The following is an 18855-nucleotide window of genomic DNA, read 5'->3' as shown; positions in this document are numbered from 1 at the left end:
GGCATGTGGCCGGTCGACACCCCGACGCCGCCTGCCGTCCGCCGATGATCGGCGGCGGGACCGGGCGCGAGGTCGTCGTCGTCGGGGACGTCGCGACCGACGTCGTCGTCGTGCTGTCCGGGGAGCCGGCGCCCGGCTCGGACCGACCCGCCTCGATCCGCAGCCGCGGGGGCGGCGCGGGGGCCAACGTCGCCGCGCACCTGGCCGGGCTGGGCACCTCCGTCGTCCTGGCCGGGTGCATCGGTGACGACGCCGCGGGAGCCGGGCTGGCCGCGGAGCTCACCGCCGCCGGCGCGCGGCTCCGGCTCCGGACCGTTCCCGGCGCGCCCACCGGCACGATCGTCAGCCTGGTGGAGCCCGGAGGGCAGCGCAGCATGCTGGCCGACCGCGGCGCGAACCTGCACCTGCGGCCGGAGGACGTGCCCAGCCCTTCACCCGGCGGCCACCTGCACCTGTCGGGCTACACGCTGCTGGACCCCGGGCCCCGGCATGCCGGCCTGACCGCGCTGGCGGCCGCCGTCGCGGCGGGCTGCACCGTCTCGCTCGACCCCGCGTCCACCGGCCCGCTGGGCCGCTACGGCGTGGACCGGTGGCTGGCCGACACGGCCGCGGCCACCGTGCTGCTGCCCAACGCCGAGGAGGCGCGGCTGCTCACCGGCTGCGCGGACGTGGCGGACGCAGCCCGGGCGCTGGCCCGCCGGCACCCGGTCGTCGCGGTGACCTGCGGGGCCGACGGCGCGCTCTGGGCGTCCGGCGACCTGCTCGTGCACCGGCCGGCCCACCCGACGGAGGTCGTGGACACCACCGGCGCGGGGGATGCGTTCGCGGCCGGGTTGCTGGCCGTCTGGCTGGCCTCCCCCGGCGTCGATCCGGGCGACGCGCTGGACGCGGGGCTCGCGCGCGCGGCCGAGGTGGTGCGACGGCCCGGCGCGCGCTGAGCGGTCAGCCCTCGATGATGCGGGCGGGCCGGGACTCCAGCACGCGGTCGGGGCGGGCGTCGTACCGGTTGACGTGCAGCTTCTTCTTCGGGGGCCGGTCGTTCGCCATGATGACCGCGATCCAGGGCAGCACGGTCCCCAGGACGGCGCAGATCAGCATGAGCCAGACGACCTGGTAGAAGGACGCCGCCAGCACGATGAAGACCACGCGGATGCCCATGGTCAGGGCGTAGCGCTTCTTCCGGGCCGCGTGCTGCTCCGCCATGCTCGGCTGGGCCTCGGTGATCAGCACCGGCTCCGGCCCGCGGGACCGTGGGAACTGCTGGCTCGAGGCCACGGGCTCCATCCCCTCCGCTGACCGTCCGGCCGGGGACCGCCCCGGCCTCCTCCGGTCCGCGCCCCATGGTGCCACCGCGCGGAGGGTGATGCTCGTGCCTCCGTCCTACGGCTTCGCCACGGGCTGGCGCGCCTTGGCCGCCTGCTTCTGCTCCTGCTTGAACGCGCGCACCTCGGCCAGCGACTCGGGCCCGGTGATGTCGGCGACCGAGCGGCGCGACCCCTCCTGGCCGTAGTCCCCCGCCGCCTCGCGCCAGCCCGGGGGCGTGACGCCGTACTGCTTGCCGAGGAGGGCGAGGAAGATCTTCGACTTCTGGGCGCCGAACCCCGGCAGGTCGCCCAGCCGCCGCAGGAGGGTGGCGCCGTCGGGTGCGTCGGCCCACAGGTTCTCCGGCCGCCCGCCGTAACGCTCGACCAGCAGGCGGCAGAGCTCCTGGGTGCGGCCGGCCATCGAGCCCGGGTACCGGTGCAGCGCCGGCGGCCCCTGGAAGACCCGGGTCAGCTCCTCGGGGTCCACGGACGCCAGCCGGGCGGCGTCCAGGCTCTCTACGCCGAGCCGGTCGGCCAGCAGCCGCGGAGCGGCGAAGGCCCGCTCCATGGGGAACTGCTGGTCCAGCAGCATCCCGATCAGGAGCGCGAGCGGGTCGCGGCCGAGCAGCTCGTCGGCCGCGGGGTCCTGGGCGATGCGGAGGCTCGGCACCGGGGCAGTGTGCCGTACGGGATCGGCGGCAACGCCCGGTACCGCCGCGGTGCTCGCCCACTTCCGGGACCGTCGCAGCTGGCCTCACCGGCGTCGTGGGACGACCATTTTCGGCCCTGATCTGCCCCGCGGTCGCCTCGGGCTCGTCGCTCGACGGCCAGATCGAGGGCCAGGAAGGGAACGCTGGCGAGCAGCCCCAGGTGCACGGCGCCCTACAGCCGGGACGGTCGGGCCGGGCCGACGCGCCGACCGCCTTCATGCGCGAGTCCCTGCAGCGGGCCGCTCTGATCGAGCCTTGACCGCGGTCGGCGCGGGCGACGTAGCGATCCCGCGCTATCCGCGCTCGGGTTCACCCTCCGCGCTCCTGGGGGACGGGGGCGCTCCGTCGTCGGGCTCCGGCCGCGGGAAGACGCCATCGATCCCCGCCAGCCGCAGCGCGCGGTCGACCTGGTGGGAGGCCGCCCGCAGCACCGGGCGCCGGCCGGCCGCGACGGAGGCCTCGGCCCAGAGCAGCATGAGGGCGATTCCGGAGGAACAGATGAACGTCACACCACCGGCGTCGATGGCGTCGACCGGGACCCGCTCCCGCCGCTGCGAGCTGGTGAACCGCGTCGCGACCGCGGTGTCCACGTCCCCGCGCAGGCACAGCACCCGTCGATCGGCACCCTCGCGCTCGATCGTGATGACCCCGGCAGGAGGCTGCAGGGCCTGATCCGCGTCCATGTTCGCCCCCCAGCCGCCGAAGGTGGCCGACGAAATGAGGAAGCCGCCGGTATGGGCTTCGCACCACGGGTTCGTGACCGGGACGCTACGCCGCCCCCCGCCGGGGAGGATGACAGGGTGCGCGCAGTGGTGAGCAGGGTCGGTACAGCCGCTGTAACCGTCGACGGGGAGGTGGTCGGCGAGATCGGTCGCGGACTGCTGTCACTGGTCGGGGTACGCCATGCCGACGACGCCGTCGCGGCCCGCACCATGGCCCGCAAGATCCACGAGCTGCGCATCTTCCCGGGGCCGGGCGGCGAACTGTCGGCGGCCGACCTGCGGCTTCCCGTGCTGGTAGTCAGCCAGTTCACCCTCTACGCGGACACCCGGAAGGGACGTCGTCCCTCGTGGGCGGAGGCCGCCCCCGGCGAGGTTGCCGAGCCGCTGGTCGGTGAGGTGGTCGACGAGCTGCGGCGCCGCGGCTGCCCGGTGGCGACCGGGGTCTTCGGCGCCCGCATGCAGGTCTCGTCGGTCAACGAGGGCCCGATGACCCTCCTCCTGGAGACCTGAGACGACACCGGCGTATTTCGGTCCGACGGGGGTATGGGGGGCGGTGACCGAGGACACTCCCTGTCGATTTGCTGTGAACGACCTAATCGTGGAACACGGAGCACGGTCCTGACCGTTGTGGAGGGCGTACCACATCGGACAGAAGAGCACGGAGCCAGGTCGGGTCACCCCGGGGCTCCCACACTTGACGCCTGGACGCACCGACGTCGCCAGCGACGACACGCCGGATGCATCCGAACCGAAGGCAAGGACGAAGACCCATCGTGACGCTGCTGCAGTCTTCCCCCAACGACACCCTCGGGGTGCGCTCACCGCGGAGTGAGCCCGACGCCAGCGGTCTGGTGTCCACCGACCTCGTGCGTGTCTACCTCAACACCATCGGCAAGACCGCGCTGCTCACCGCCGAGCAGGAGGTCGAGCTGGCGAAGCGGATCGAGGCCGGTCTCTACGCCGAACGGCTGCTGGCCGAGAAGCAGGGGCTCTCCCCCGCTCGCCAGCGCGACTACAAGACCCTCGCCGTCGACGGCAAGGCCGCCAAGGCCCACCTGCTGGAGGCCAACCTCCGGCTCGTCGTCTCCGTGGCCAAGCGGTACACCGGCCACGGCATGACGTTCCTGGACCTCATCCAGGAGGGCAACGTCGGCCTGATCCGCGCGGTGGAGAAGTTCGACTACACCAAGGGCTTCAAGTTCTCGACCTACGCCACGTGGTGGATCCGGCAGGCCATCACCCGCGCGATGGCCGACTCCGGGCGCACCATCCGGCTGCCCGTCCACCTGGCCGAGCAGGTCAACAAGGTGGTCCGCACCCGCCGGCGCATGCACCAGGAGCTCGAGCGGGAGCCCACCGCCGAGGAGCTGGGTCTCGAGCTCGACATGCCCGAGGAGCGGATCACCGAGCTGCTCGAGTACAGCCGCGACCTGGTCAGCCTCGACCAGACCGTCGGTGCCGACGAGGAGTCCCGGCTCGGTGACTTCATCGAGGACGCCGACGCCGCGGTCGCCGAGGACGCGGTCGCCTTCCAGATGATGAAAGGCGACGTCCGCAACGTCCTGGAGACCCTCGAGGAGCGCGAACGCGACGTCGTCGTGCTGCGCTTCGGCCTCGACGGCGGCCAGCCCCGCACCCTGGAGCAGATCGGCAAGCAGTTCGGCCTCTCCCGCGAGCGGGTGCGGCAGATCGAGCGCGAGACGATGGCCAAGCTCCGCGACCCGGAGCGGGCCGACGCCCTGCGCGACTACCTCGCCTGATCGCAGCAGTCCGAGCCGGGTCGCCTCCGCGAGGAGGCGGCCCGGCTCGCTCGTTCCTGCGGTGTTCCACCAGCTCGTGCGGTGGGGCAACCCCGCAGGAGCAGCGGGAGCACCGCAGGAACGACGCCCTTCAGACCGGTGAGCGCATGCGGCGTGGGCCGGGGTCGACCCGGGCGGTCGGGGGGCCGACGAAGCCCCGGGCCCCGGCCACCACGAGCGAGCGCCCACCGTGCCAGGGGTTCGGCGGGCCGACGATCACCGGCTCGAGCGTCAGACCGAGCACCTCGGGCAGGTCGTCGGCCAGCCGGGCCACCCGGAGCAGCAGGTCCTCGAGCGCGGCGACGTCGACCGGCTCCGAGCCGCGGTAGCCGTCGAGCAGCGGGAAGGCGCGCGGCGAGCGCACGAGCTCGGCGGCGTCCAGGTCGGTCAGCGGCAGGGTGCGGTAGGCGCGGTCGCCGAGCAGGTCGGTCGCCACTCCCCCGAGGCCGAAGCTGACCAGCGCGCCGAAGGACGGGTCGTCGACGATCTCCACCACGGTCGCGACACCGGGCGCCGCCATCTCCTGGACGATCACCGGGTCGCCCGAGGGGATCGCCGCGAACGCCGCACGGACGGCGTCGGCGTCCCCCAGGTCCAGCCGCACCCCGCCGAGGTCGGAGCGGTGCCGCAGCCAGGGCGCGGTGGACTTCAGCACGACCGGGTAGCCGATCTCCTCGGCGGCGGCGACCGCGGCCTCGGCGTCGGTGACCGTCCGCGTCCCCAGCAGCGGCACCCCGTAGGCCGCGAGCAGGGCGATCAGCTCGTCGTCGGTGAGGTCCCGGCCGGCCGGCGTCTCGGCCAGCACCTGCCGGACCAGTGCCTTGCCGGTCGCCTCGTCGACGTCGGGCAGCTCGGGCACCACACCGATCGGGCGCCGCCGCCAGCGGGCGTACTCGGCCCCCTTCGCCAGCGCGATGACCGCCCGCTCCGGGGTGGAGTACGACGGCACGGAGCCGCGGGCGGCCAGGCCCTCCTCGTCGAGCACGGCGAGCTCGTCGGGCACGCCCTCGGTGGAGAGGAAGCTCGCCACGACCGGCTTGGCCGATCCCCGGGCGACGTCGCGGAGCGCCGCGCCGAACTCCTTCGAGCCGGCCATGAGAGGCGGGAGGAAGACGGCCACCACCGCGTCGACGTCGTCGTCGTCCACGGCCTCCTGCAGGGCGGCGCGGAAGTCCTCGGGCGTGCCGCCGGCGCCGATGTCCACCGGTTCCTCGTGCGCGAGCTCCAGCCCCTCGTCGAGGACGGCGTCGGCGACCAGCCAGCCGATGGCGGTGGAGTTGCCGACGATCCCGACCCGCGGTCCCTCCGGCAGCGGCTGGTGGGCCAGCAGCATGCCGACGTCGAACATCTGCGCCACGGTCTCCACGCGGATCACGCCGGCCGAGGCGAACAGCGCCGCGACGGACTGCTCGGGGACGGAGACCGAGGTGCCGGCCAGCCCGCGGGTGACCTGGACGTGCCGGCCGCTCTTGACCGCCACGACCGGCTTGGTGCGCCCGACGGTGCGCGCCAGCCGGGCGAACTTCCGGGGGTTGCCGAAGCTCTCCAGGTGCAGGAGCACCACCTCGGTGCCGGGATCGGTGGACCAGTACTGGAGCAGGTCGTTGCCGCTGACGTCGGCGCGGTTGCCGGCCGAGACGAAGGTCGACAGCCCGAGGTTGCGGCTGCGCGCCCGTTCGAGCAGAGCGACTCCCAGCGAGCCCGACTGCGCGAAGAAACCCACCCGCCCGCGGGCGGGGATCATCGGCGCCAGACTCGCGTTGAGCCGCACCTCGGGGTCGGTGTTGACCACGCCCAGGCAGTTCGGCCCGACCACCCGCATGCCCGAGGCCCGGGCGGCGGCGACCAGCTGCCGCTCGGCGGCGCGGCCCTCCGGCCCGGTCTCCCCGAACCCGCCCGAGACGACCACCAGGCCGCGGACCCGCTTGCGGCGGCAGGCCTCGACCACTCCGGCCACCTCGTCGGCAGGAACGGCCAGCACGGCGAGGTCCACGTCGTCGGGGATGGATTCGATGTCGGCGTAGGCGGGCACGCCCCGCACGTGCCGGGCAGCGGGGTTGACCGGGTAGACCGGCCCGGCGAACCCGTAGTCGAGCAGGTGCCGGAGCAGAGCGTTGCCGATCTTGCCCTCGTCGTTGCTGGCCCCGACGACGGCGACCGACGAGGGCTTGAGCAGCCGGGCGATGGACCGGGACTCGCTGCGCTGTTCGCGCTCGTAGGCGACGGCCAGCGCGTCCTCGGTCTGCTCGATCGGGAACGTCAGGTGGACGACGCCCTCCTCGTAGGTGCGTTCCGCCTTGTAGCCGGCGTCCTGGAAGACCCGCACCATCCGGCTGTTCTGGGCCAGCACCTCGGCGACGAAGTTCTTGATGCTCCGCTCCCGGCCCGCCGCGGCGAGGTGCTCGAGCAGCACCGAGCCCAGACCGCGGCCCTGGTGCGCGTCCTCCACCAGGAAGGCGATCTCGGCGTCGTCGGTCCCGGGGTACCGGTCGAAGCGGCCGACGGCGACGATCTGGTCGCCCAGGAGCACCACGAAGGCCACCCGGTCCGCGTGGTCGACGTGGGTGAACCGGTACAGGTCGCGGTCGGAGAGCCGCTTCATCGGGCCGAAGAACCGGTAGTACCGGGTCTGGTCGCTGCTCCGTTCCATCAGCCCGACGAGACCCTCGGCGTCCTCGGGGCAGATCGGGCGCAGGTGGACCGTCCCGCCGTCGGCCGCCACGATGTCGGCCTCCCAGTGCGGGGGCGGTGGCGGGGGGTTCTCCGGGACGTCGGGGGTGCTGTCGGGCTGTGCGGTGGTGTGCTCAGTCACGGGGATCGTCCGGATCGAGGCCGAAGTAGGGGAAGGTCGCGCGGCGGGTGCGCATCACGGCCCGGTCGACCCGGGACTCGGTGAAGGGATCCCACCGGGAGAACCCGGTGTACCCGCCCTCGGTCATGTGGGTGGGCGGCCGGGCACGGAGGCCGCGCCGGACGACGTCCTCCCGCCAGGACTCGGGGATCTCCGTCGCGGGGTCGAGCGGCGCGCCGGCCACCTCGGCGAGCAGGTGGGTCCAGGCCCGGGGTACGCACCGCACCAACCCGTACCCACCGCCACCGAGGACGACCCATCTGCCCTCGCAGATCTCGTGGGCCAGCTCGTGCATGGCGCGGTAGCTGGCGCGCTGCCCGTCGACGGTCAGCGCCAGGTCGGCGAGCGGGTCCTCGTGGTGGGCGTCGCAGCCGCACTGGGTCACGAGGATCTGCGGCTGGAAGGCGCGCAGCACGCTGGGGACGACGGCGGTGAACGCGCGCAGCCAGGCGGAGTCGTCGGTGCCGTTGGGCAGCGCGAGGTTGACGGCGCTGCCCAGGGCCTTGTCGGCGTCGCCGGTCTCCTCCGGGAAGCCGGTGCCCGGGAACAGGGTGAGCGGCGTCTGGTGGATGCTCACCGTGAGCACCCGGGGGTCGTCGTAGAAGGCGGCCTGGACGCCGTCGCCGTGGTGGACGTCGAGGTCGACGTAGGCGATCCGCTCGTATCCCCGGCCCAGCAGCCAGGCGATGGCGATCGCCGCGTCGTTGAAGACGCAGAACCCCGACGCCGCGTCGCGCATCGCGTGGTGCAGCCCGCCGGAGATGTTGACCGCGTGCTGGGCCCGCCCCTCGTGCACCTGCCGGGCGGCGAGGACGCTGCCGCCGGTGATCAGGGCGGCGGCGTCGTACATCCCCTCGAAGATCGGGTTGTCGGCGGTACCGAGACCGTGGCCGACGCCGGGGTCGGCGGGGGCACGGCGGACCGCCTCCAGGTACGCCGGGTCGTGCACCAGGGTGAGCAGGCCCTCGTCGGCCGGGGCGGGCTTCAGCACCTCGAGCCGGTCGGTGGCGAGTACGCCGAGGCTGTCGGCCAGCCGCATGGTCAGGTCGAGCCGGACCGGGTGCAGGGGGTGGTCGCCGCCCATCGTGTAGCCCAGCAGCGCGTCGTCCCAGACCACGGCGATCGAGTCGCTCACGAGCCCTCCTCGCGCTGCCCCGGCGGACGTGGGTCGCACGTCCACACCCCGCGCCGGACGCTACCCGGTGCGCCTCTCGGCGGAGCTGGTGGCGGAGCTCGTGGCGGAGCTGGTGGTGGAGCTGGTGGTGGAGCTGGTGGTGGAGGTCGTGGCGGAGCTGGTGGTGGAGGTCGCCCGCGCCACCCTTCCGGCTGACCGTCGAGGCCTCGCCACCCCCGTAGACTTGCCCCGACACGGAGGAGTACCTGTGAACGACCTCATCGACACCACGGAGATGTACCTCCGGACGATCTTCGAGCTTGAGGAGGAGGGGATCGTCCCGCTGCGCGCGCGCATCGCGGAGCGGCTCCACCAGAGCGGCCCGACGGTCAGCCAGACGGTGGCGCGGATGGAGCGCGACGGCCTGCTGACCGTGGAGGGCGACCGCCACCTGCAGCTGTCCGAGGAGGGCCGCCAGCTGGCGACCGCCGTCATGCGCAAGCACCGGTTGGCCGAGTGCCTGCTCGTCGACGTGATCGGCCTCGACTACGCCGACGTGCACGAGGAGGCCTGCCGCTGGGAGCACGTCATGAGCGAGGCGGTGGAGCGCAAGCTGCTGACCCTGCTCGGCAACCCGTCGGTGTCGCCCTTCGGCAACCCCATCCCCGGCCTCGACGCCCTCCGCGGGGAGGACTCGGTCGGTGGGGAGACGTCTGCGGTGCTCGACTCCCTCACGTTGCTGAGCACCACGGCGACCGTCGAGGGCCGTCCGGTGGTGGTCCGCCGGATCAGCGAGCAGCTGCAGGAGAACACCGAGCTGCTGCGCCTGCTCGCGGAGCAGGGGGTGCGCCCCGGGGCCACCATGACCGCGCGCCTGGTCGAGGGCTCGGTGAGCCTCGACGGGAACGTGCTGCCGCTGGGGGTGGCGCAGCACGTGTTCGTCAGCGCCGTCGACGAGGAGCTCACCCCGCTGGAGGCCGCGCCCCGGCTCTGAGCCGGTTCCCGCCGTTCGCCGCCCGGTGGCCGGCCTGTGGTCGCCGCCGGCCGGCGTGGCCGCGGGAGGACTTCGCCCCCCGACCCGGCGGCGTTCCCGGACCGGTGGAGCCGGTGGCCTGCGGCGTCGGTCCGGCGGGGGCCGCCTCACTACTGTGGGGCCGCCCCGCGCCCGCCACACCCGCCACCCCGGAAGAAGGCCCCGGTGAGCCCGTCCGCCCCTGCATCCGACGCCTCCTCGACGTCCCCGGGCGGCAGCGCCTTCGCCGACCTCGCGGCATTCGTGGCCCTGCCCCGTCTCGGGGGTCTGGCGCTGTCCGCCGACGGCTCCCGGCTGGCGGTGTCGGTGCAGACCCTCGACCCGGAGGGCAAGAAGTGGCAGTCGGCGCTCTGGGAGGTCGACCCTGCCGGGAACCGCCCGGCGCGGCGGCTCACGCGCAGCGCACCGGGTGAGTCGTCCCCGGTCTGGTCTCCGGACGGATCGCTGCTGTTCACCTCCGCCCGCCCGGAGCCCGGCGCCAAGGAGCAGACGGAGCCGAAGGCCGGGCTCTGGAGCCTGCCGGGGGACGGCGGCGAGGCCCGACTGGTGCTGACCCGCCCGGGAGGCATCTCGGGGGTGGCCGTCGCGACCGGCACCGGCGAGGTCGTCGTGGCGGCCGCGACGATGCCCGGGGGTTCCGACGCCCGGGCCGACGAGCAACGGCGGACCAGGCGCACGGACGCCGGGGTGTCGGCGATCCTGCACGAGACCTATCCGGTGCGGTATTGGGACCACGACCTCGGGCCCGCCTCCCCGCACCTGTTCTGGGCCGGCCGGCTGCCCGTGGACGAACCGGCCACCGGCGCCGACCCCGTGGAACTGCGGGACCTGACGCCCGACGCCGTCCCGCCGAGCGGTGCCGACGGGTCGTTCACGCTGTCCCCGGACGGCCGGTTGCTCGCCCGGGTCGAGGAGGTGCCCGACGGCCCGGCCGCCCGGCGCGACCGCGTCGTGCTCATGGACACGGCCGACGGCAGCACCCGGCCGCTCGTCGACGACCCGTCGGCCGACGTCTTCGCGCCGGCATTCTCGCCCGACGGCAGCGCCTTGGTCTGCGTGCGCCAGGCGATGTCGACGTACGCCGAACCGCCGGACCACACGCTGCTGCTGGTCGAGGTCGCCGACGGTGCGGTCCGGGAGCTGACCGAGGGCTTCGATCGGTGGCCCAGCGCTCCGCAGTTCAGCGCCGACGGCACCGCGGTCTACTTCCTGGCCGACGACGACGGACGGCACGCGGTCTTCCGCGTGCCGGTGGACGGCGGCCCGCCGCTGCGGCTGACCGGGGACGGCGCCTACAGCGATCTCCAGGTGGCCCGGGACGGCAGCGCCCTCTACGCGCTGCGGTCGGCCTACGACTCCCCTCCGGTGCCGGTGCGGCTCGATCCCGAGACCCCCCTGCAGGATCCGCCCGCCCTGCCCGCCCCTGGCACCCTCGACCGCCTGCCGGGCACGCTGCACGAGGTGGCCGCAACCGCCTCCGACGGCACCCGGGTGCAGTCGTGGCTGGTCCTCCCGGAGGGTGCGTCGGTGGAGACCCCGGCGCCGCTGGTCCTGTGGGTCCACGGCGGGCCGCTGATGAGCTGGAACTCCTGGTCCTGGCGGTGGTGTCCCTGGGTGCTGGCCGCCCGGGGGTACGCCGTCCTGCTGCCCAACCCCGCCCTGTCGCAGGGGTTCGGCCAGGACTTCGTCCGGCGCGGATGGGGTGAGTGGGGCGGAGCGCCCTACACCGACCTGATGGCCGCGGTCGACGCGGTGGAGCAGCGCCCGGACATCGACGCCTCGCGCACGGCGGCGATGGGCGGGTCGTTCGGCGGCTACATGGCCAACTGGATCGCCACGCAGACCGACCGGTTCCGCGCGATCGTGACCCACGCCAGCCTGTGGGACCTGGACTCCTTCACCGGCACGACCGACCTCGCCTACTACTGGCAGCAGGAGTGGGGCGACCCGCTGCGCGAGCCCAAGCGCTACGAGCAGAACTCGCCGCACCGGTACGCGGACGCCATCCGGACCCCGATGCTGGTGATCCACGGCGACCGGGACTTCCGCGTGCCCGTCGGCGAGGCGCTGCGCCTCTGGTACGACCTGCAGAAGCGCGGGGTCCCCTCCCGGTTCCTGTACTTCCCCGACGAGAACCACTGGGTGCTCACCCCGGGCAACAGCCAGATCTGGTACGCGACGGTCCTGGCGTTCCTCGCCGAGCACGTGCTGGGCGAGGCGTGGCAGCGTCCCGAGCTGCTGTGAGCGCGGCACCGGTCAGTCCACCGGCCCGTGTACGGCCTCGGCGATGAGCGCCCGCAGCGCGGCGGGGTGCATGCACGCTGCCAGCGCCTGCACCAGCAGCCGGGCGAGCGCGTAGCCGGGCTCGCTCGCCAGCGCCCGGCGCAGGGCGACGTCGGCCATCGCGCCGTCGCCGCGCAACCACGCGCTGACGGCCAGCAGCGTCGCCGGCGCGGCGTCCAGCGGCCCCGGTGCCCGCCGGGTGCACTCGGTCCACAGCTGCTCGGCCGCTGCGGCGTCGGGTCCGAGGGCCAGCTGCAGCGCGCGGTCGCGCACGGCCCGGTCGCGCAGGCCCCACACGACCCGTGCCAGCTCGGGGTCGGTCAGCCGGGAGCCTGCCGCCGAGGCCCCCGGGCGCGACCGGGCGAGGGCGTCCAGGATCGCCGTCCAGGACCGCTCGGCCACCGCGTGCCACCCGGCCTCGGAGATGCTGTCGGCGCGCGCGGCGGCGAACTCCGCGCAGGCCGCCGCCATCGCCTGCCGCGCGGACGCGTCGGGCGGCGCGATCCGGGCGCCGAGGCCCTCCCGGTCCGGCTCCACGACCACTCCGGTCGCGACCGCGGCGACCTCGAGCTCGGTCACCCCGGTCGGCAGCGGCGTGCCCCGGCCCGGCGCGCAGCAGGCGTCCGCGCAGTCGTAGGACCACCACCGGCCGGAGCGCACGAGGACGGCCTCGTCGACGGCGACGGCGTGCCGGGTCAGCGCCAGAACCAGCTCGTGCACCAGCGCACGGTGCGGCAGCCCGTCCACGGCGTCCGGCTCGTCGGACACGACGGCCAGCACGGCGCCGCGGGGCCGGTCCGTGAGGACCCGGCGGGTCAGTGCCGCCGCCAGCGCCCCGGCGTGCTCCGCCGGCGGGATGTCGGCACGCATGGTCAGGCCGACCCGCCCGCCGCTCGGTCCGGTCAGGCTGACGAGGACGACCGATTCACGCGGTCGGAAGCCGAGGAGGTGCGGGATGGACGCCGCGAGGTCACCCAGGTCGGTGAGCCGGACATCGATGCGCCCGGGAGCCGGGGGGACGGGCGGGCGGGGGTGTGCGTCCATGACCCGAACCCTGACCGCGTGGGCGGCGCGGCGGGACCGGCTCGGAACTTCTGTGGACAGTGATGATGCCTGTGCATGATCAGCGCCGCTGCGGGGTCTGACCCGTCTGTGGACTGGCCGGTGTGCCTTTCACGCGAACTGTCGGCCCGGCAGCGGTGCCCCAACACGCGCAACAGCCGGACGAACGTGACCTCATAGGAGCCTGGCTAGAGGCCCCGTCACTGTCCTGTCCGCCCGTCCGGCCGCGCGTGCCATTCCACGTCAGGAGTCATGGCACATGACCACGATCGCAGTCCAGACGCGCACTGTCACCGTTGGCGTCGACACCCACGAAGACACCCACGTAGCCGCCGTGCTCGACGACGTCGGCCGGATGCTCGGCAGCTGCGGTTTCCCTACCGACCCGGAGGGCAACGCCGCACTGATCCACTGGGCCGAGGAACACGGCCAGATCACCAAGATCGGGGTTGAGGGCACTGGCTCCTACGGCGCCCAGCTGTGCCGCGACCTGCAACAAGCCGGCTATCACGTCATCGAGGTCGACCGCCCCGACCGCAAGGCGCGCCGTCTGCACGGCAAGGACGACCACCTCGACGCCGAGGCAGCCGCCCGCGCGGTCCTGTCCGGCCCGGCGGCCACCATTCCCAAGGCTCGTGATGGCCAGATCGAGGCGATTCGTGCGCTCCGAGTGGCCCGGCGCAGCACCGTGGCCCGGCGCAGCACCGTGGCCCGGCGCACCACGGCACTGAACCAGCTCAAGGCACTGCTGCTCAGCGCCCCGCGGAACCTCCGCGAGCAGCTGCGCGGTCTGTCCTCGACCCAGCTCATCACCACCGCAGCACGGCTGCGCCCCGGTGAGGACCTCGCAGATCCGGCGAACGCCACGAAATACGCGATGCGCGAGGTCGCCCTGCGCCACCAATTCCTCACCACCCAGCTCAAGCGGCTAGACCTCACGCTGCGGCCGCTGGTCACCGCCGCCGCCCCCGCCCTGGTGGCCCGCTTCGCAGTCGGCACCGACACCGCCGGCGCGCTGCTCGTGGCCGTGGGCGACAATCCCGGCCGGCTCCGCGACGAAAGCTCGTTCGCGCACCTGTGCGGCGTCGCCCCCTACCTGCCTCCAGCGGCAAGACCAGCGGTCGCCACCGCCTCAACCGCGGTGGTGACCGCCGTGCCAACAACGCTCTCTGGCGGATCCTCCTGGTCCGAACGGGAACCGACCAGCGGACCCGGGACTACGTCACCAGGCGCACCACCCAAGCCATGAGCAAGCCAGAGATCATGCGCTGCCTCAAGCGCTACGTCGCCCGCGAGGTCTACGCCGCCCTCACCCACCCCGGGACTTGACGAGCAATAGGAGCTTCGCGCCCACGGCCTGTGGACGAGCCGTACGGGACGGGTCCGGCCGACCGCGTGGGCCGGGACGGCACAGGCCGGCCCGGCCAGCCCGGTGAACGCCGCGGCGTCCGGTGCGGCCGTGCGCCAGGAGCAGACCTGGTACCGGTCAGACCTTGTACTGGACCGCGCTCCGGGCGGCCAGCCACGGGCGCACGTGCTCGGCGAGGACCGAGAGGTGCACCGGGTCCTGGGCGTAGCGGTAGAAGGCCTCGACGTCGGGGAAGTCCGCGATCAGGACGGTGTCGGCGTTGCCGTCGGACAGCCCCGCGTCCTCCGCGACCACGAGCGACGTCATGCCGCCGACGTCCTGGCGCAGCCGGCGCAGTGCCTGGAGGGTCGTCGCCCGGCGCTGCGCGTCGGCGGCCGGCGACCAGGTGAAGACCACGACGTGACGGATCATGGGTGCACCTTGCCAGGCGGCGCCCCTTCCCCCGGACGAGTGGCCCCGGCGGCGCGGTTACCGGCTGGTAGCCGGGCCCGGATTTCCCGCTGGTTAGAGTCCGGAGCATGGGACGGTCGTTGCGCATTGCACTGCTGTCCTATCGCAGCAAGCCGCACAGCGGCGGCCAGGGCATCTACGTGCGGGCGCTGTCCCGGGAACTGACCGAGCTGGGGCACCGGGTCGAGGTGCTCAGCGGCCAGCCCTATCCCGACCTGGACGCCGGCGTGCCCCTGACCCGGCTGCCCAGCCTGGACCTGTACCGGGAGCCCGATCCGTTCCGCACCCCGCGACCGTCGGAGCTCCGCGACTGGATCGACGTGGCCGAGTGGGCGGTCATGTGCACCGCCGGCTTCCCCGAGCCGATGACGTTCAGCCTGCGGGCAGCGCGCCACCTGCTGCCCCGGGCCGGCGGGTCCGGCCCGCGGGAGTTCGACATCGTCCACGACAACCAGTCCCTGGGGTGGGGCCTGCTGCGCCTGGTCCGGGCCGGCATCCCGACCGTCGCCACGGTGCACCACCCGATCGCGATCGACCGGGAGCTCGAGCTCGCCGCCACGCGTTCGCTGCGCCGCCGGCTCACCCTGCGCCGGTGGTACGGCTTCACCACGATGCAGGCGCGGGTGGCCCGTCGCCTCGACGGCGTCACCACGGTCTCCGAGAACTCGCGACGCGACATCGCCACCCACATGGGCCTGCCGGCCGAGGGTGTCGACGTCATCCCGGTCGGCATCGACCCCGACGAGTTCACCCCGCCACCGGCCGGGCAGCCGCGGGACCCCGACTCGATCCTGGTCATCACCAGCGCCGACGTCGCGCTCAAGGGCCTGGTCCACCTGCTGGAGGCGCTGGCCAAGCTGCGCACCGAACGGCCGGCGCGGCTGACGGTGGTGGGCAGCGCCCGCCCGGGCGGCCCGGCCGAGGCCGCGCTCGACCGCCTCGCCCTGCGGGACGCCGTGCGGTTCACGGGTCCGGTGCCCCAGGAGGAGCTGGTCGACCTGCTGCAGCGCGCGTCGGTGGTGGCGATCCCGTCCCTCTACGAGGGCTTCTCCCTGCCGGCGGTCGAGGCCATGGCCTGCGCGACCCCGCTGGTCACCACCGACGCCGGGGCGCTGCCGGAGGTCGTCGGGACGAAGGCGGGGCTGCGCGTCCGCGCCGGCGACGTCGGCGAGCTGACCGCCGCGCTGCAGCTGGTGCTGGACTCCCCCGCCCTGGGCGAGCAGCTGGGCCGGGCCGGACGGCGGCGGGTCCTGGACACCTTCACCTGGCGATCGACGGCGCAGCGCACCGCCGACTGGTACGCCGACATCCTCGACCGCAGGGGGACGCCGTGAGGGCCGGAACGGGGGCCGCAGTGGGGGCCGCCGTGGGGGCCGCCGTGGGGGCACAGTGCTGACCGTCGACTACGACCTCCTGGACCTGCGGCCGGGGATGACCGTCCTCGATCTGGGCTGCGGCGAGGGCCGGCACGCCTTCGAGGCCTACCGCCGGGGCGCCTCCGTGGTCGCCGTCGACCGGGGCGCCTCCGAGGTGGAGACGACGAAGCGCTGGCTGGGCGCCATCGCCGGGGCGGGCGAGGCACCGGAGGGTTCTCGGTACGAGGTCGTGCGCGGCGACCTGCTGCACCTGCCCTTCCCCGACGCGAGCGTGGACCGGGTCATCGCCTCCGAGGTGCTCGAGCACATCCCCGACGACACCGCCGCGATGGCCGAGATCTTCCGGGTGCTCACGCCCGGCGGGCGCGTGGCGGTCACCGTGCCCCGCTACGGGCCGGAGCGCATCTGCTGGGCACTGTCGGACCAGTACCACGCCAACGAGGGCGGGCACGTCCGCATCTACCGGGCCGACGTGCTGCGGACCCGGCTGGCCTCGGTCGGCCTGAGCCCGGGCGAGAGCCACCACGCGCACGCCCTGCACGCGCCCTTCTGGTGGCTCAAGTGCGCGGTCGGAGTGGATCGGGACGCCGCGGTCGTCCGGGCGTACCACCGGCTGCTGGTCTGGGACCTCACGACCCGGCCGTGGCTGACCCGCACCGCCGAACGGCTGCTGGACCCGCTGTTCGGCAAGAGCTTCGTCGTCTACGCCGACAAGCCTGCGGCCGCGCCCCGGCAGGACGCCGGGGCCGGCGGTCCGGCGCCCGCGGAGCGGGAGCAGACCGCTGCCGCGCAGTGACCGGACGGGGACGGTGCCGGAGCTGCCGGGCGTCCTGACCGGGGACCAGGTGCGCGGCACGGTCGCGTGGATAGCCGCCCAGCAGGGTCACGACGGCGCCCTACCCTGGTCCCGCGGCGAGCGGCTGGATCCCTGGGACTCCGTCGAGGCGGCCATGGCCCTGGACATCGGCGGCGCCCACGACCGCGCCGCCGCCGCCTACCGCTGGCTGGCCTCGCGGCAGCGGGCCGACGGCTCCTGGGCCGCGGAGTACCGCGCCGGAGCGGAGTCCGCGCCGGGCGCGGAGAGCAACCACGCCGGCTACCTGGCCGTGGGTGCCTGGCACAGCTGGCTGGTCACCGGCGACGAGCGCCTGGTGGCCGAGCTGTGGCCGGCGATCCGCGGCGGCCTGGAGCTGGTCACCCGGATGCAGCTGCCCGGCGGCGCGATCGGCTGGGCGCTGCGACCGGACGGCACCGCGGACGACACCGCCCTGCTGACCGGCAACGCCAGCCTCTTCCAGGCGCTGCGCTGCGGCATCGCGCTCGCCGGTCTGCTCGGGGAGGCCCAGCCCGACTGGGAGGTCGCCGTCGCGGACCTCGGCACGGCGCTGCGCACCCGGCCCGGCGCCTTCGCGGACCGCTCCCGCTACTCGATGGACTGGTACTACCCGGTGCTGGGCGGTGCGGTCACCGGGCCCGCCGCCCGCGACCGGCTCGCGGGCGACTGGGACCGGTTCGTCGTCCCCGGGCTGGGTGCCCGCTGCGTGTCCGACCGGCCGTGGGTCACCGGCGCCGAGACCTGCGAGCTGGCGCTCGCGCTCGCCGCCGCCGGCCAGCGGGAGGCCGCGACCGAGCAGGTCGCCGCCATGCAGCACCTGCGCGACGACGACGGCTCCTACTGGACCGGGTACGTCTTCGCCGACGACGCGCGCTGGCCGGTCGAGCGGACCACGTGGACGGCGGCGGCGGTGGTGCTGGCCGCCGATGCGCTGTCGGGCGCGACACCGGCGTCGTGCCTGTTCACAGACCCGTGGGCGCTCCCGGAAGCCGGGATGCCGATCGAGCCGGAATCCGCCGGTTCGCTGACGGGAGGTGCGGGCACGGTGCTCCCGTGACCGCAGCTCCCGAACCCTCCTCCGCTTCCTCCGACGTCACCGTCGTGGTGGCCAGCCGCGACCGCCGGGCCGACCTGCTCGCCACGCTGCCGCGTCACGAGGCCCCGGTGATCCTGGTCGACAACGCTTCCTCCGACGGCACGGTGGAGGCCGTGCGCGAGGCCCACCCCGAGGTGACCCTGCTGGCGCTCGACCGCAACCACGGTGCCCACGGCCGGACGCTCGGCGTCGCGCGGGCCGGCACGCCGTTCGTCGCGTTCGCCGACGACGACTCGTGGTGGGCGCCCGGGGACCTCGCCCGCGCCGTGGAGATCATGCGGGCGCACCCCCGGCTGGCGGTGCTCAACGCCCGCATCCTCGTCGATCCCGAGGAGGAGCTGGACCCGGTGTGCGCGGAGATGGCCCAGAGTCCGCTGGGCGCGGCCGAGGACCTACCCGGCCCCTCCCTGCTGGGCTTCGTCGCCTGCGCGGCCCTCGTGCGGACGGAGGCGTTCGAGGCGGTCGGCGGTTTCGACCCCGTCGTGCGGTTCCCCGGCGAGGAGGAGCGGGTGGCGCTCGACCTGGCCGCAGCCGGCTGGGGCATGGCCTACGTCGACTCCGTCACCGTCCACCACCACCCCTCGAGCCGGCGCGACGACCCGGGGCGCCGGCAGGCGGGCATCTGGCGGGCCCGGGTGCTGACGGCCGTCATGCGGCACCCCGTCCCCGGGATCGTGGAGGTCGTCCGGACCGCGGTCCGGACCGGCCGGCCGGGGATGGAGGGGCTGCTCCGCGCGGCCCCGGACCTGCCGGCGGCCCTGCGCCGCCGCCGGCCGATCCCGGAACAGGTGCGGGCCGACCTGCGGCTGCTGGCCGGAGAGCCGGCGTGAGGACGGAGACCCCTCCTGCCC

General features: G+C 74.4%; 17 protein-coding genes and 1 pseudogene. 11 read left to right on the top strand and 7 right to left on the bottom strand.

Annotated elements, in window-relative coordinates; translation table 11 throughout:
* The first annotated feature begins 5 nt into the window (after positions 1-5).
* Entirely contained in the window at positions 6-938 is a 933-nt protein-coding gene (locus ACFSHS_RS21390) for a carbohydrate kinase family protein (protein ID WP_376880624.1), read from the top strand.
* Between the two features lie 4 nt (positions 939-942).
* Here the strand turns inward: ACFSHS_RS21390 and ACFSHS_RS21385 are convergent, their stop codons facing one another.
* The 3 genes from ACFSHS_RS21385 to ACFSHS_RS21375 all read right to left on the bottom strand — a co-directional run bounded on the left by ACFSHS_RS21385 (position 943) and on the right by ACFSHS_RS21375 (position 2697).
* Positions 943-1284 (bottom strand): DUF3099 domain-containing protein, encoded by a 342-nt coding sequence (locus ACFSHS_RS21385; RefSeq protein WP_376880622.1) that lies wholly within the window; start codon positions 1282-1284, stop codon positions 943-945.
* 96 nt (positions 1285-1380) lie between these two features.
* Positions 1381-1974, bottom strand: coding sequence for an HhH-GPD-type base excision DNA repair protein (locus tag ACFSHS_RS21380; protein WP_376880620.1), 594 nt, complete (start codon positions 1972-1974; stop codon positions 1381-1383).
* Between the two features lie 333 nt (positions 1975-2307).
* The gene (locus tag ACFSHS_RS21375) at positions 2308-2697 is read right to left on the bottom strand and encodes an STAS domain-containing protein (protein ID WP_376880618.1); all 390 of its coding nucleotides are present in this window, start codon (positions 2695-2697) and stop codon (positions 2308-2310) included.
* 117 nt (positions 2698-2814) lie between these two features.
* Here ACFSHS_RS21375 and dtd point away from each other — a divergent pair, with 117 nt between their 5' ends.
* Both dtd and sigB read left to right on the top strand, forming a co-directional pair.
* Positions 2815-3246 (top strand): D-aminoacyl-tRNA deacylase, encoded by a 432-nt coding sequence (gene dtd, locus ACFSHS_RS21370; protein WP_376880615.1) that lies wholly within the window; start codon positions 2815-2817, stop codon positions 3244-3246.
* A gap of 263 nt (positions 3247-3509) precedes the next feature.
* Positions 3510-4496 carry an RNA polymerase sigma factor SigB gene (gene sigB / locus ACFSHS_RS21365; RefSeq protein WP_376880613.1) on the top strand — a complete coding sequence of 329 codons (987 nt, stop codon included), beginning with the start codon at positions 3510-3512 and terminating at the stop codon, positions 4494-4496.
* Positions 4497-4626: 130 nt separating this feature from the next.
* Here the strand turns inward: sigB and ACFSHS_RS21360 are convergent, their stop codons facing one another.
* The gene (locus ACFSHS_RS21360; protein ID WP_376880611.1) at positions 4627-7347 is read right to left on the bottom strand and encodes a bifunctional acetate--CoA ligase family protein/GNAT family N-acetyltransferase; all 2721 of its coding nucleotides are present in this window, start codon (positions 7345-7347) and stop codon (positions 4627-4629) included.
* On the bottom strand, positions 7340-8521 hold the full coding sequence (locus ACFSHS_RS21355; protein ID WP_376880608.1) for an acetoin utilization protein AcuC: 1182 nt from the start codon (positions 8519-8521) through the stop codon (positions 7340-7342). The genes ACFSHS_RS21360 and ACFSHS_RS21355 overlap by 8 nt, the downstream gene beginning before the upstream one ends.
* Before the next feature lie 67 nt (positions 8522-8588).
* Here ACFSHS_RS21355 and ACFSHS_RS21350 point away from each other — a divergent pair, with 67 nt between their 5' ends.
* On the top strand, positions 8589-9494 hold the full coding sequence (locus ACFSHS_RS21350) for a metal-dependent transcriptional regulator (RefSeq protein ID WP_458199565.1): 906 nt from the start codon (positions 8589-8591) through the stop codon (positions 9492-9494).
* A gap of 204 nt (positions 9495-9698) precedes the next feature.
* On the top strand, positions 9699-11777 hold the full coding sequence (locus ACFSHS_RS21345; protein ID WP_376880605.1) for a S9 family peptidase: 2079 nt from the start codon (positions 9699-9701) through the stop codon (positions 11775-11777).
* Positions 11778-11789: 12 nt separating this feature from the next.
* On the opposite strand, the gene ACFSHS_RS21340 is transcribed toward ACFSHS_RS21345, so the two are convergent.
* Positions 11790-12860 carry a DUF4192 domain-containing protein gene (locus tag ACFSHS_RS21340; RefSeq protein WP_376880603.1) on the bottom strand — a complete coding sequence of 357 codons (1071 nt, stop codon included), beginning with the start codon at positions 12858-12860 and terminating at the stop codon, positions 11790-11792.
* Between the two features lie 277 nt (positions 12861-13137).
* Between ACFSHS_RS21340 and ACFSHS_RS21335 the strand changes: the two are divergent.
* Positions 13138-13593 (top strand): annotated as a pseudogene (locus ACFSHS_RS21335) (IS110 family transposase); the annotation flags it as partial.
* A 362-nt stretch (positions 13594-13955) separates the two neighbouring features.
* On the top strand, positions 13956-14207 hold the full coding sequence (locus tag ACFSHS_RS21330; protein WP_376880600.1) for a transposase: 252 nt from the start codon (positions 13956-13958) through the stop codon (positions 14205-14207).
* Between the two features lie 157 nt (positions 14208-14364).
* Here the strand turns inward: ACFSHS_RS21330 and ACFSHS_RS21325 are convergent, their stop codons facing one another.
* Positions 14365-14658: a Dabb family protein gene (locus ACFSHS_RS21325; protein WP_376880598.1), complete on the bottom strand. Its 294-nt coding sequence runs from the start codon at positions 14656-14658 to the stop codon at positions 14365-14367.
* A gap of 107 nt (positions 14659-14765) precedes the next feature.
* Here ACFSHS_RS21325 and ACFSHS_RS21320 point away from each other — a divergent pair, with 107 nt between their 5' ends.
* From ACFSHS_RS21320 to ACFSHS_RS21305, 4 genes are read left to right on the top strand one after another with little or no spacing between them, the layout of a single operon-like run.
* Entirely contained in the window at positions 14766-16031 is a 1266-nt protein-coding gene (locus tag ACFSHS_RS21320; RefSeq protein ID WP_376880596.1) for a glycosyltransferase family 4 protein, read from the top strand.
* A 55-nt stretch (positions 16032-16086) separates the two neighbouring features.
* Complete coding sequence (locus ACFSHS_RS21315; RefSeq protein WP_376880594.1) at positions 16087-16869, top strand: class I SAM-dependent methyltransferase; 783 nt, start codon at positions 16087-16089, stop codon at positions 16867-16869.
* 13 nt (positions 16870-16882) lie between these two features.
* Positions 16883-17965 (top strand): prenyltransferase, encoded by a 1083-nt coding sequence (locus ACFSHS_RS21310; RefSeq protein WP_376880592.1) that lies wholly within the window; start codon positions 16883-16885, stop codon positions 17963-17965.
* Positions 17962-18834 (top strand): glycosyltransferase family 2 protein, encoded by an 873-nt coding sequence (locus tag ACFSHS_RS21305; protein WP_376880590.1) that lies wholly within the window; start codon positions 17962-17964, stop codon positions 18832-18834. Before ACFSHS_RS21310 ends, ACFSHS_RS21305 begins: the two co-directional genes overlap by 4 nt.
* The last annotated feature ends 21 nt before the right edge of the window (positions 18835-18855 follow it).

Origin of the sequence: Blastococcus deserti, from assembly GCF_042682525.1 — a bacterium.
Lineage (GTDB): Bacteria > Actinomycetota > Actinomycetes > Mycobacteriales > Geodermatophilaceae > Blastococcus_B > Blastococcus_B deserti.
Note: the sequence above shows the minus strand (reverse complement) of the source record. Positions and strands in the feature narration are given on the sequence as shown.

What these genes read in the sequence shown, in the direction of transcription:
- ACFSHS_RS21320 (WP_376880596.1), top strand. Translation starts at nt 14,766, where the DNA reads ATGGGACGGTCGTTGCGCATTGCACTGCTGTCCTATCGCAGCAAGCCG.
- ACFSHS_RS21340 (WP_376880603.1), bottom strand. Translation starts at nt 12,860, where the DNA reads ATGGACGCACACCCCCGCCCGCCCGTCCCCCCGGCTCCCGGGCGCATC.
- ACFSHS_RS21375 (WP_376880618.1), bottom strand. Translation starts at nt 2,697, where the DNA reads ATGGACGCGGATCAGGCCCTGCAGCCTCCTGCCGGGGTCATCACGATC.
- ACFSHS_RS21385 (WP_376880622.1), bottom strand. Translation starts at nt 1,284, where the DNA reads ATGGAGCCCGTGGCCTCGAGCCAGCAGTTCCCACGGTCCCGCGGGCCG.
- ACFSHS_RS21325 (WP_376880598.1), bottom strand. Translation starts at nt 14,658, where the DNA reads ATGATCCGTCACGTCGTGGTCTTCACCTGGTCGCCGGCCGCCGACGCG.